General features: G+C 59.0%; 9 protein-coding genes. 5 read left to right on the forward strand and 4 right to left on the reverse strand.

Annotated elements, in window-relative coordinates; translation table 11 throughout:
* Nucleotides 1-28 precede the first annotated feature (28 nt).
* Both BLR08_RS19075 and BLR08_RS19080 read left to right on the forward strand, forming a co-directional pair.
* Nucleotides 29-574, forward strand: a complete 546-nt coding sequence (locus tag BLR08_RS19075; protein ID WP_371117533.1) for an MOSC domain-containing protein — start codon at nucleotides 29-31, stop codon at nucleotides 572-574.
* Between the two features lie 457 nt (nucleotides 575-1,031).
* Nucleotides 1,032-2,432 (forward strand): FAD-dependent oxidoreductase, encoded by a 1,401-nt coding sequence (locus BLR08_RS19080; protein ID WP_072333493.1) that lies wholly within the window; start codon nucleotides 1,032-1,034, stop codon nucleotides 2,430-2,432.
* Nucleotides 2,433-2,608: 176 nt separating this feature from the next.
* On the opposite strand, the gene BLR08_RS19085 is transcribed toward BLR08_RS19080, so the two are convergent.
* On the reverse strand, nucleotides 2,609-3,445 hold the full coding sequence (locus BLR08_RS19085; RefSeq protein WP_072333497.1) for a helix-turn-helix transcriptional regulator: 837 nt from the start codon (nucleotides 3,443-3,445) through the stop codon (nucleotides 2,609-2,611).
* Between the two features lie 119 nt (nucleotides 3,446-3,564).
* On the opposite strand from BLR08_RS19085, the gene BLR08_RS19090 reads away from it, so the two are divergent.
* From BLR08_RS19090 to BLR08_RS19100, 3 genes are all read left to right on the forward strand, one after another.
* The gene (locus BLR08_RS19090) at nucleotides 3,565-4,572 is read left to right on the forward strand and encodes a Gfo/Idh/MocA family protein (RefSeq protein ID WP_072333500.1); all 1,008 of its coding nucleotides are present in this window, start codon (nucleotides 3,565-3,567) and stop codon (nucleotides 4,570-4,572) included.
* A 16-nt stretch (nucleotides 4,573-4,588) separates the two neighbouring features.
* On the forward strand, nucleotides 4,589-5,539 hold the full coding sequence (locus tag BLR08_RS19095) for an aldo/keto reductase (protein ID WP_072333503.1): 951 nt from the start codon (nucleotides 4,589-4,591) through the stop codon (nucleotides 5,537-5,539).
* Between the two features lie 265 nt (nucleotides 5,540-5,804).
* A complete protein-coding gene (locus BLR08_RS19100) occupies nucleotides 5,805-8,888 on the forward strand; it encodes a glycoside hydrolase family 2 TIM barrel-domain containing protein (RefSeq protein WP_072333506.1) in 3,084 nt (1,027 codons plus the stop codon).
* A gap of 230 nt (nucleotides 8,889-9,118) precedes the next feature.
* On the opposite strand, the gene BLR08_RS19105 is transcribed toward BLR08_RS19100, so the two are convergent.
* From BLR08_RS19105 to BLR08_RS19115, 3 genes are all read right to left on the reverse strand, one after another.
* A complete protein-coding gene (locus BLR08_RS19105) occupies nucleotides 9,119-9,865 on the reverse strand; it encodes an alpha/beta fold hydrolase (RefSeq protein WP_072333509.1) in 747 nt (248 codons plus the stop codon).
* Complete coding sequence (locus tag BLR08_RS19110) at nucleotides 9,862-11,013, reverse strand: MFS transporter (protein WP_072333512.1); 1,152 nt, start codon at nucleotides 11,011-11,013, stop codon at nucleotides 9,862-9,864. Before BLR08_RS19110 ends, BLR08_RS19105 begins: the two co-directional genes overlap by 4 nt.
* A gap of 238 nt (nucleotides 11,014-11,251) precedes the next feature.
* Nucleotides 11,252-12,541: a LysM peptidoglycan-binding domain-containing protein gene (locus BLR08_RS19115; RefSeq protein WP_072333515.1), complete on the reverse strand. Its 1,290-nt coding sequence runs from the start codon at nucleotides 12,539-12,541 to the stop codon at nucleotides 11,252-11,254.
* Between the last annotated feature and the right edge of the window lie 310 nt (nucleotides 12,542-12,851).

Raw genomic sequence — 12,851 nt, forward strand, 5'->3', positions numbered from 1 at the left:
GCGGGTAACCGGTGGGGGGAACGAAGCCATTATGCGTACAACTGAAATCATGGTGGAAGGCGTATATATCGCAGACACGCCTTCCACATTTATCACCCGCCGGGTCGGGGAGATCGACATCAAGCTCGGCGGGATACCTGGAGACCGCCATTTCGGACTGCTCCGCAAGGCGGACAGCCGTCAGCGCATTTACCCGCGAGGAACGATGATCGCGAACCGCCGGCAGATCAGCATCGTATCTGTGGAAGAATGCACGCTGATCGCAGAAAAGTTGGGCATCCCCGAGGTATGTCCCGAATGGCTCGGGGCTAACGTGCTGGTATCCGGCCTCGAAGGATTCACCTTGCTCCCCCAGGGAGTCAGGCTAATCGTGCCTGGGCGGGTGGGCTTGATCTGCGAGGGAGAGAATCTACCCTGCAAAGGCCCGGGCGATGTGATCGAGCAGGAGAGCGGCATCGTGGGAACAGGGTCCCGGTTCGTTCGGGCGGCCAAGCAGTGCCGCGGCATTGTCTGCTCAGTAGAGCAAGAAGGGTTACTTTATGCCGGGGATAAGCTGACGGTTGTTTATCCTTAGCACAGGCTGCTCAGGAGCTCCCCAAGCTTCTCGCGGCCAGAAACGGGAGGCTTTACTGGTAAGAAGCCGTCCCGGTCTGTGTCTGATTTGTGATTTATTTCACTTGCCTATTGCTTTCAAAGACCAATTAGCTTATAGTGAACTCATCGGAAACATTGTGATTTATTTCACTAACAATGAGCTTGTCACTTGCTAATGGTTACTAATCTGTCGTTTACTACCGTGCCACATGCTAATCGGTCATTTACTAACTGGTCATATGCTAATCTCGCCCTTGCGAACTTACCACTAGCGAACTAGCGAACCTTTCACTTGCAAACCTGTACTAGCTACCCTGCAGGCTAATTAGTGAAAATTTTCACAAAAATTAATTTTGCTGCATTTCAGCAGGTCTGATCGCTAGGATTTGCTCCTGAAGTGATATGACTAGTTTCAATTTTAAAGGAGGTCATCGATTATGAAAGTCATCGTAATTGGCTGCACCCATGCAGGAACCGCCGCTACTATCCAAATTGCCAAGCGTCATCCGGACGCAGAAATTACAGTATACGAGCGCAACGATAATATATCCTTTTTGTCGTGCGGCATAGCGCTGCATGTCGGAGGCGTGGTCCGTAACGCGGAGGAGCTTTTCTACGCACATCCGGATAATCTGTCGGAGCTGGGCGTGAACACGCGGATGCGGCATGAGGTGCTGGCGGTCGACACGGAACGCCGAACCGTAACCGTCCGTAACCTGGAGACGGGCGAAACGCTGCAGGATACGTATGATAAGCTGGTCATGACGACCGGATCGTGGCCTGTCGTGCCGAAGCTGCCGGGTATGGAGCTGGACCATGTGATGCTGTGCAAAAATTATGCGCACGCCCAGGCTATTATCGAGAAAGCGGCGTTAGCCGAGCGGATCGCCGTTGTCGGCGCCGGCTATATCGGCGTTGAGCTGGCCGAAGCCTTCCGCCAGTTGAACAAGCGAGTGACGCTGTTCGATAACACGCCGCGCGTGATGTATAAGTATCTGGATCAAGCCTTCACGGATATCGTCGAAGCCGATATGGTGGAACACGGGATTGAGCTGGCGCTTGGTCAGACCGTGCAGGAGCTTCGGGGCAAGGATGGCAAGGTGACCGGGGTAGTAACGACAGCCGGTGAATATGACGCGGATCTTGTAATTATGTGCATCGGTTTCCGTCCCAATACCGGGCTGCTGCAGGATCAGGTGAAGATGCTGCCGAACGGAGCGATCATCGTGGACGAATACATGCGCACAAGCAGCCCGGATGTGTACGCAGCAGGCGACAGCTGCGCCGTCCGCTTTAACCCGACGGGCGAAGCTGCCTACATCCCGCTTGCAACCAATGCGGTGCGTATGGGAACGCTTGTCGCGATGAATCTGAAGGAGCCTCGGGTGACATACAAAGGCACGCAGGGAACCTCGGGCATCCGAATATTCGATCTGAATGTCGCGTCGACCGGACTGACGGAGCAAGCCGCCAAGGATGCGGGGCTAGCTGTCAGATCCACGGTGGTAACGGACAACGATCGTCCGGAGTTTATGCCGACTTATGAACAAGCGCTGCTCAAGCTCGTCTATGAAGCGGAAAGCGGCAGACTGGTGGGCGCCCAAGTCCTGTCGAAGGCCGATCTGACCCAGTCCGTCAATACGCTATCGGTATGTATCCAGAACCGGATGACTGTAGAGGAGCTGGGCTTCGTCGATTTCTTCTTCCAGCCTCACTACAATAAGCCTTGGAATCTGCTGAATCAGGCGGGACTGCAGGCCCAGGCAGATCTGGAGGCGTGGGCGGCGCGCGGCGGCTTGAACAAAATCGGATGGAGCGCAGCCGCTGATACAGCCTAAAACACAGCACCCTACTGGTTAGTACAAGCACCCGGACGGCCAAAAGCCGCGGACAGCCGTCCGCGGCTTTTGGCCGTCCGGGTCAGGCTCCGCTCGTATCCGGCCAGGCCCCATCCGCATCCGGAGAGCTCCGCCGCGCCAACTAACAGCTGCAATGTTCTATCACCCCACGGCCTCTACTTGCCGAACAGCGTCCTGTATTCGGACGGCCTCATGCCCTCCGTCTCCAGAAACCGCTTGTTGAAATAGCTGGTGTTCGGATAGCCGGCATCTGCGGCGATGTCGCGGATCGTAGACTCGGTGCGCTCGATCAGCCACTGCTTCGCTTTCTGCATGCGGCACAGGGTGACGAAGTCCATCGGCGTCATATGCATGATTTTACGGAAAAGCCTGCAGAAGTAGTGAGGGCTGATACCTGCCCGCTCGGCCCATTCCTCCAGAATGAAAGGAGCGCAGGCTTCATTCTGCAGCAAAGGAAGCAGCTCGGCGATGCGCTCGGCTGCATGATTCCTTTTGCCCGAGGAAAGCGGCTCGGCCTGCTGGATAAATTCCATGATGACGGCATAGGTCAGCATGGAGAGCGTGGTCGGATACAGCAGCCGGTGCTCCACGGCTTCATCCAGCAGCGCCATATGCGCCCTCTCCCATGCGGCAGGCTGGCGAAGCGTCCACAGCTTCGAGCGGTGAAGCCGGTGTACGGTCAGAAACTCCTGCAGCTGATGACCGTAGAAATGCACCCAACGAATATCCCACGGCTCCTCCCCGCTGGTATAGTAGGTCTGCTGCTGCAGAGGAAAGTACAGCACGGCATCGCCCCGCTGCAGCATATAGGACTGCCCGTCAATTTCGACGAATCCCTTGCCGGAGGCGACGTAGTGAATATTGAAATTGTTCAGTGTTCCAGCTGGCCGGTATACCCAGTGATCGGTCTCATCCTTGTAATGCCCCACAGATTCGGGAAAGCAGAAGAAGGGCTGGTGATCCATCATGGGAAACACAAACTGTCTGCGCATCAGAGACTCCTTTGAAATGTCAATATGGTGTTATCGCATTGCAACATGTTCATATTTTCATTTTAGTTGAACGCTTTTATACTGGCAATATGGTACTAGAACAATGAGGAGGATGAATGATGACGAAGGATACAGGCAAGCTGCGCTTTGGGATTTTGGGCTGCGCCGCAATCGCTTTCAGAGCGGTCATTCCCGGCATCCGGGAGTCGGAGCTTGGCGAGGTGGCGGCTATCGCAAGCCGCTCGCTGGATAAGGCGAAGGAGGCGGCCGCGAAATGGGACATCCCGCAGGCATACGGGAGCTATGAGGAGCTGCTGGCGGACGAGTCGATCGATGCCGTGTACATTCCGCTTCCGAACCATCTGCACCGTGAATGGACGATCAAGGCTGCACAAGCGGGCAAGCATGTGCTGTGCGAGAAGCCTGCCGCTCTGACCGCGGCAGAGACCGAAGAGATGGTTGCGGCTTGCGCCGAAGCCGGCGTTGTGTTCGCCGAGGCTTTCATGTACCGTCATCATCCCCGCTACCGGATGGTGCGCGAGATCATCGCCTCGGGCGAGATCGGGGAATTGAGAGCGATCCGCGGCTCCTTTACGTTCAACAGCTCGGGCAATGCCGGCAACGTAAGATTCAACCGCGACATGGGTGGCGGCTCCTTGTATGACATCGGATGCTATCCGATCAGCGCCGCCCGTTACGTGCTTGGGCAGGAGCCTGAGGCGGTTACGGTTCATGCTTTTTTCTCCCCGCAGCATGGCGATGTCGATATGATGGCCTCGGGACTGGTAGAATTCCCGGGGGCGGTCGGACTGACCTTCGACTGCGGCATGTGGGCGGCAGGCCGCAACACTCTGGAGATTCTCGGTACGGAGGGGCGGATCGAGTTTCCGTCCGCTTACGTCGGACCGACGGATGCGGGAGCTAATTTTTTTGTAACGGTAAAGGGAGAACGGCGCGAGGTAGAGGTGCCTCATGTCAATCATTATGCGCTGCAGGCCGATTCGCTCGCGCGCAGTGTACTGACCGGGGAACCGCCGGCGTTTGAACCGTCCGATGCCGTGATGAATATGCGGGTGCTGGACGCCTGCCTGGAGTCGGCCCGCGAGCGCCGGCGCGTCGTCCTATAAGAGAGGAGCGATCACGATGGAATATATTCAAATCGCAGGCGTAGCGAAGCCGGTCTCCCGGCTGATCAAGGGCTCGGACTATTTCCGGCCGGAAGTATACGAGAAGGTATGCGAGAATCTGGACGCCTACCTCGCTATCGGCGGCAATACGATCGATACGGCCTTTGGTTATTGCGGCGGCGAAAGCGAGAAGACGATAGGCCGGTATATGAAAGAGAGGAACAACCGCGACAAGCTGGTTATTCTGACCAAAGGCGCGCATCACGACGCGAACGGGCCGCGTGTGAACAAGGCGGCGATCGACTCCGATCTGGCGACAAGTCTGGAGCGGCTGCAGACGGATTCGGTCGAGCTGTATGCCCTGCACCGCGACGACGAGAATATGCCGGTCGGCGCGATTATCGAGGCGCTGAATGAGCATTTGGAGGCAGGCCGCGTACAGGCGATCGGAGCTTCCAACTGGACGTGGCAGCGGATCGCCGAGGCCAACGACTATGCGGCGGCCCATGGGCTTACCGGTTTTGCCTTCAGCAGCCCCAATCTGAGCTTGGCCAAGGTCAACGAGCCGTTTTGGAAAGACTGCGTGTCGGCTGACGAGGCTACTTGCGATTGGCATGAGCGGACGGGGCTCCCGCTGCTGTCCTGGTCGTCGCAGGCCAGGGGCTTCTTCACCGGGCGATTCTCCCCCGAGGTTCGGGACAATGCCGAGATGGTGCGCGTCTTCTACAATGACGGCAACTGGGAACGGCTGCGGCGGGCCGGGCAGCTGGCTGCGGCCAAAGGGGCAAGCGTGATCCAGATCGCGCTCGCTTATGTGCTTCAGCAGCCGTTTCCGACCTGCGCGCTGATCGGCGCGCAAAATTCGGCGGAGCTGCAGTCCTGCGACGAGGGCGCCCGCATCCAGCTCACCACAGCTGAGCGGGAGTGGCTGGATCTGCGCCGCGATGCATTGGCTTTGCAGGCTTAGGGAGGCCGCAGGTATAAATGATTTAGACAACTAACGGTCCGTCACTTGCGCTTGAGTGGCGGGCCTTGCCTGTTCTTAAAGTCGTGAAGGGCCGGGTTTCGCTGAACGCGCTTAGGGGAAGAGAGCGGCGTGTCTTCAAAACCGCATGGATAGGAACTTGAGTATGTGAGGTCGAGGCGGGTTGAACCTACCGTGGTCTTATACGCCCGGCCATCGGCCGGATGTATCTCAACATCTTCATTAGATAAGGAGCGATCATCCCATCATGATACGTGTCACCCCCTATTGGGAGAATCTGCAGGTGCTGCACGAAAACCGCGAGGCGCCCCGCGCTTCCTATATTCCTTATGCGGATGCGGCTTCGGCGGCAGCCGGCAAGCGGGGACGTTCCCCTTACTTCCAGACACTGAATGGAAGCTGGAAGTTTCAGTATCACAGCAGCGTGAAGGATGCGGCCGACGGCTTCTACGCCGAGGAGGCCGACGTGAGCGGCTGGGACGACCTGATCGTCCCGTCCTGCTGGCAGACGAACGGCTACGATCAGCTTCATTATACGAATGTGAATTATCCGATTCCGTGCGATCCTCCGTTTGTGCCGGATCATAATCCCGCAGGTCTGTACGTCCGCGAATTTCAGCTGCCTCCAGGCTGGGACGGCAAGGAGCAGTATCTGGTCTTCGAAGGGGTCAATTCCTGCTTCTACTTGTGGGTGAACGGGACATATGTCGGCTACAGCCAGGGAAGCCGGATTCCGGCGGAATTTAAGGTAACCGGCCAACTGCGCACCGGCCTTAACCGGGTGGCGGTGATGGTGTTGAAGTGGTGCGACGGCACGTATTTGGAGGACCAGGATCTGTGGAGATATTCCGGCATCTACCGGGATGTATATCTGCTGGCGCGGGATCGGGCGCATATCCGCGACGTGTTCAACCGGCAGGAGCTTGCCCCTGATTTCAGCGGGGCGGTGCTGCGCAGCGAGATCGAAACGATCGGCCGGCTGGAGGTGAAAGCGGAGCTGCTCGACCGGGACGGGCGTATTGTCGCTTCAGGCCAAGCCGCTATCGACGGACAGGGCCAGATCGAGCTGAACGTAACGAAGCCGGAGCTGTGGAATGCGGAGAATCCGTATTTGTACCAGTTGGTGCTGCAAGCCGGGGGAGAGACGCTTCGGTTCGGCGTCGGCTTTCGCGATATTCGGATTCAGGACGGCGTTTTCCTCGTTAACGGACAGGCGGTCAAGCTGAAGGGCGTGAACCGTCATGATTCTCATCCGACGCTGGGACAAACGATTCCTTTGAACCATATGGTCAAGGATTTGAAGCTGATGAAGCTGCATAACGTCAACACGGTCCGCACCTCGCATTACCCGAATGACCCGAGGTTTCTGGAGCTGTGCGATCAATACGGATTTTACGTCGTGGACGAAGCGGATCTGGAATGCCACGGGATCGGAAGCGCCGAAGGCTGGGCTGAGGGGGCTTTCCACAAGCTTTCGACCAATCCGGAGTGGGAAGGGGCGTTCGTGGACCGGGCGGTGCGCATGGTCGAGCGGGATAAAAACCATGCCTGCATCGTGATGTGGTCGCTGGGCAATGAATCCGGCTATGGGGGCAATCATAAGGCGATGGCCGAATGGGTTCGCGGGCGGGATGCTTCCCGGCCTGTCCATTATGAAGGAGCAGCGTTCGTCTATAAAGGCGATCCCGACACGGCTTGTCTGGATGTCGAGAGCCGCATGTATGCCTCTGTCGCCTATATGGAAGAGTATGGTCAGGACGAGACGAAGACGAAGCCCTTGTTTCAATGCGAATACAGCCACGCGATGGGCAACGGGCCCGGCGATCTGATGGATTACTGGAACGTCATCTACAAGTATCCGAAGCTGATGGGCGGCTGCGTCTGGGAGTGGTGCGATCACGGGATCAAGACGGAGCGGCCGGACGGCACTTCCTACTTCGCATACGGCGGAGACTTCGGCGACCAGCCGAATGACGGCAACTTCTGCATCGACGGACTCGTGTCTCCGGACCGCAATCCGCATAAGGGGCTGCTGGAGCTGAAAAAAGTGATCGCGCCGGTCAAAATCGAAGCGGAGGACGCCGCTGCCGGCAAGCTGCTGGTGACCAACCGCTATGACTTTAGCGATTTGTCCGCGCTGGCCTTCTCATGGAAACTGGAGCAGGATGGAGAAACGGTCGCGCAGGGAGCCATCGAAGGTTTGGAAGCGCTCGGTCCGCAGCAAACGCAGGCAGTTGCCATTCCCGGGCTGGCGGCAGCAAGTGCAGGAGGGCGCCGGTACGTGACGGTGACGGTGCGGACGAAGCGCGACACGGCATGGGCCGAAGCCGGCCACGAGATTACGTTCGAGCAGTTCGCGCTGCCGGAGGTTCAAGCTGCAGCCGGCGCGACCGGAGGAGAAGCCGCTTCGGGGCTGGGTTCCGTCGTACCTTCTATCGCCGCTTCGGCTTCATCGGGCTTCAAGCTTCAGGCTGCGCAGAACGGGCATCTGCTGGAGCTGAACGGCTTCGACTTCCGGTACGCCTTCGATCTGTATGACGGGGCGTTCGTCAAGCTGTCCAAGCATGGAGTGAATCTGCTGCAAGGGCCCGTTTCCTTTAATATATGGCGCGCGCCTACTGACAACGACCGGAATATTCGGCACAAATGGGAGGAGCAGGGCTTCCACCGCGCCGTGATGAAGGTGTACCGGGCAGACTGGTCGCAGGACGATGAGGGCGGGGTCGATATTACGGTCAGCTACTCGCTGGGAGGCTATATCCGGTACCCGATCCTGCACGGCGAAGCGGTGTGGCATGTGGACGGGACGGGGGCTATTACGCTGGGGACCCGGGTCAAGGTGCGGGACGACGCTCCGTTCCTGCCTCGCTTCGGCCTTCAGCTGACGATGCCGCCAGGCAATGAGGAAGTCGAATACTTCGGCTACGGGCCGCATGAAAGCTATATCGACAAGCGTCAGAGCGTGAAGCGGGGCAAATACCTGCTGACAGTCGACGAGATGTCGGAGGAGTATATCATGCCGCAGGAGACCGGCTCCCGCTACGATACGGAATGGGCAATCATCTCTACGGAGCTGGGCATGGGCCTGCGCTTCGACGCTCCGCAGCGCTTTTCGTTCAATGCGGCGCATTACACGCCGCTGGACCTGACGGAAGCCCGCCATCGCTATGAGCTGGTGAAGCGCAAGGAAACGATAGTCCATCTCGATTACAAGATGAGCGGTATCGGCTCGAACTCCTGCGGACCGGAGCTGCTGGAGCCTTATCGTCTGGATGAGAAGGAATTCGACTTCGAGCTTCGGATCCGGCCGGTCTTCAAGGAAGACGAGTAGACGAGAGGCTGATAGCGGCCATTGAAAGAATTTTAACTAGAGAGCTGCTGCAAGTGTGTTTAGAGGCACGGGCGGGGCAAGCCAACAGAGGCTTCATAGAACCCGCAGACTTCATAGAAATAGCAAACGAGCCGCAGAAGCGATTCTGCCGGCTCGTTTTTTTGTATGCGGTATGTTTGGTTGGTTATCCGTTCCGGCCCTCGGTCCCACTGAGCGGCAAAGCACAGGCTCTACTTAATCTGCCCAAGCCACGCCGCCATCATCTCCACGAGCTGCAGCTGCTGAGCATCAGGCGTCAGAGCGGCCGCCTGATCGCCCTTCTGCGGGCCGTAGCTGCCGAACTGGGCATGATTGCCGCCCTCTAGCTCCGCATATTGGGTCGAAGCAGGCAGCAGGCTTCGAGCCTGCTCATATTTCTCGCGGTTCAGCACACCGTCGAGTGAGCCGGTCACCGACAGCACGGGAAGCCCGGCACCGGTTAGCGCCCCTTGCGGATCGGGGTAGGAGCCGAGGAAGAAAACGCCCCGGACAAGCTGCGGATGCTTGGCGGCAAATCTGGATGCCATGACGCCGCCCAAGGAATGGCCGCCGATGACAAAGTCAGCGTCCGGCTCGCCCTCGATCAGCGGCAGCGCCCGCTCGCCGCCGAGCACGGCGAGGTGCAGTGGCATCTTGACGACGTACACGGCATGCCCCGTCCAGGCGAGCGCCCGGGCCATCGGCGCGTAGCTTTCGGGCTTCACCAGACCGCCCGGATACCAGATGACGCTAGGCTCCGTTCGTTTCTCCGGCACGAAGCTGATCCAGTCCGGCCCGTTTACAATCCGGATGTCACCTCCGCTGTTCAGGGCAGCGGCCGCTCTTGCATCCGGCTCGTAGGGCCGCAGGTAAATGAAGCCGATCGCGGCGAGCACGGCGAGGAGGATCGCCCCGGCATACAGCCAGCGGTGCTTGCGGCGGGTCGCAGCCTGCTTCACAGCGCTCTCGCCTCCTTCTCCCGCAGGGGCCGTCTGGCAAAGGAGACGAACACCAGCGCCGATACGGCGACCGATACCGCACATACCGTAAACAGCAGCTCATACCCGGAGTATTGGGAAACCCAGCCCAGCATAATCGCGCCAAGCCCGATGCCGAGATCGAAGGCGGTCAAATAAGTCGCGTTGGCGACTCCCCGCTTGTCCGGGGGAGCCAAACGCAGGTTGGCCGCTTGAAGGGCCGGCTGAGCCGAGCCGAAGCCGATTCCATACAGCACAGCAGCCAGGATGACTCCGCCAAGTCCGGTAGAGAAGCTCAGCACGAGCAGCGAGGCGATCGTGATGACCAGCGAAGGCAGGATGACGTAGGCTTCGCCGAACCGGTCGGACAGCTTGCCGGCGAGCGGTCTGATCAAGGTGAGCGCCAGAGCGTAGATGAGAAAAAACGTCCCGGAATTCACGCGGATCGACTCGGCGAACAGCGGCAGGAAGGTCGTGATGCCGCCGTAGGCGACGGCCAGGAAGAAGAGCGATGACGCGACGGGCAGAACGGATCTCTCGAAGATTTGAATCTTCCTGGCAGGCGACGCAGGCTGGAAGGGAACCCGGACTCTGAACACGAGCAGCAGGGCGGCCGCGGACAAGCCGGTTGCCAGCAGAAACAGCCCTTGGAACGAGGCGCTCTGCAGCATCCATAACCCCAGCATCGGCCCGATGGCCATGGCGACGGTCATCGCCATCCCGAACCAGCCCATGCCTTCTCCCCTGCGCGAGACAGGGATCATGTCCGTGACCGAGGTGCTGACGGCCGTCGTGGAGAACGCCCAGGTAGCGCCGTGCAGCGCGCGGAGTACGAGCAGGATCGCAATGCCGGCCACCCATTCGTATAGATACATGCATAGGATAAAGAATAAAAGTCCCCAGATCATGAAGGACCTGCGGCCGTAACGGTCCAGCAATCCCCCGACCAGGGGGCGGAACACGACCGCAGTCAGCGTAAAGGCTCCGGCGGCGAGTCCGATCTGTGACTCCGTGCCGCCCATTTCCTTGATAAACAGCGGCATTGTAGGCAGCAGCAGGTAAAAGCCCGTAAATAAGACCAGCATGCCGAGCGTCAATTGAATAAATGATTTTGTCCACAATTTTTCCACGTTGAACCTCCTGACGGCAAGCTGGAAGCTTGAGTGACGCTGGTTTTATTATGTTCCGATTCTGGTGGGTTTGCAAACATGCCATGGCAAAATTCCTGTAAACGCGTGTATGCGGTGCGAAAATTATCCGGGACGGCTCGATGCCGAAAAGAAAGAGCAGGCTGCGGTCCAAGCTTCCGCGCCTGCTCTGTTTGTGATCGGGCTTCCGCCGGCTTTTCTCCTTCGTCTGAGGGCAGCGCTAGCTCCGCTTGGCGATCTTGAAGTTGTCCTCCAGCAGCAGCCAGTTCTGCGGGAAGGGAAGGCCCAGCTTCCAATAGCTGATGCCCCACAGTCCGAGCTCCTTCAGCAGGTCGAACTTTGCCTGAATCGAGCGGGCGTCCTCGAACCAGACGATATGCTCCCGCCCGGCATTATCCCAGTAGGTAAAGTGCGGCGCCTGCGCCTTGTCGTCGTATTCGATCCGCGCATTATGGGTACGCGCGAGCCGGATCGCCTCCTGCGGACTGACGGCCCGTGCATATGCTCCTCCCGCGACGTAAGGCAGCGTCCAGTCGTAGCCGTACAGATTTTGCCCCATCATGATCTTGGCGCCGGGCATCTCGGTCAGCGCATACTCCAGCACTTGCCGCACCGGCCCGATCGGCGACACAGGCATGGGAGGCCCGCCGCTGTAGCCCCATTCATAGGTCATGATGACGACGAAGTCGGCGATCTCGCCATGAGCCTTGTAATCGTGGGCCGTGTACCAGGCGCCGGTCTGGGAGGCGCTTGTCTTCGGAGCTAGCGCCGTCGACATCAGGAAGCCTTCCCGGTGGATAGCCTGTGCGGCCTTGCGCAGGAAGCGGTTGTACGCTTCGCGGTCTTCGGGACGCAAATGCTCGATGTCGAAGTGAATATCCCGGAAGCCCAGCTCGCGGGCGGTGGCGATGATCGTGGCGAGCAGCTTATCCTGCACGGCCTGATCGTTCAGCACAACCTCTCCGAGCGCAGCGCTGAACTGGTCGTTCTCCAGATTGGTGACGACCATCATCAGGGTGACGCCCTGGGCCTGAGCAAGCTGAGGAAGCCCGCCAAGCGGGGGACGCTGAAGAGTCCCGTCCCGCTTAATCCGGAAGCTGAATGGGGCAAGATAAGTCAGATGCGGCGCAGCGGAACGGGCGGCCTCCGTCAGCGCCGGACTGACGGCATTGCCCCGCGGCTCGATATAAGCGTTGCTCTCGGCGCTTCGGCGGGGAGCCGGCGGGATGTACAGCCGGGTCCCTACTTGCAGCGTCTGAGTGGCGCTTATTCCGTTTACCTCCGCCAGACGCTGCGCCGTAAGGCCGTAAGCGCCGGCGATGCCGGCAAGCGTGTCCCCGGGGCGAACCCACACATACCGGCCGACGATCGGAATGACTAACGCCTGGCCGATGACCAGCGTATCCGCCGTACGCAGCTCGTTGGCTTCCGCGATGGCGGCGACGGTTACTCCGTAAGTACGGGAGAGCTGGTACAGAGATTGTCCGGGCTGCACGACATGGATTTGCATAACGGGTCTCCTCTCTTATTGGGAAGGGCTGTCAGGTTCATGCCGGCAGGGTCCTTGTCCTTCATCGCCTGCCGGCCTGACCCGCGCTGTGGGGTGAATCGGTCCATAGGCTTGTGGTACAGCATATTCCCTGAGGGGCCAATCCATGTCTGCTGCCGGAATGGAGAGAAAGCGTTAAGCGATTTTTTCCAAGCATCTGATGCAGTAGAGCGGTATGATGGATGGTGTACGTTAGTCCGTGCGGCTGCCTTTTGCCGCCACTCTCGCCCGTGCGATGGCGGGACACGAGCAGGCGCGGGGACAAAGTGGT

Source organism: Paenibacillus sp. cl123 (genome assembly GCF_900101595.1).
In the GTDB taxonomy this organism is placed as follows: Bacteria; Bacillota; Bacilli; order Paenibacillales; family NBRC-103111; genus Paenibacillus_G.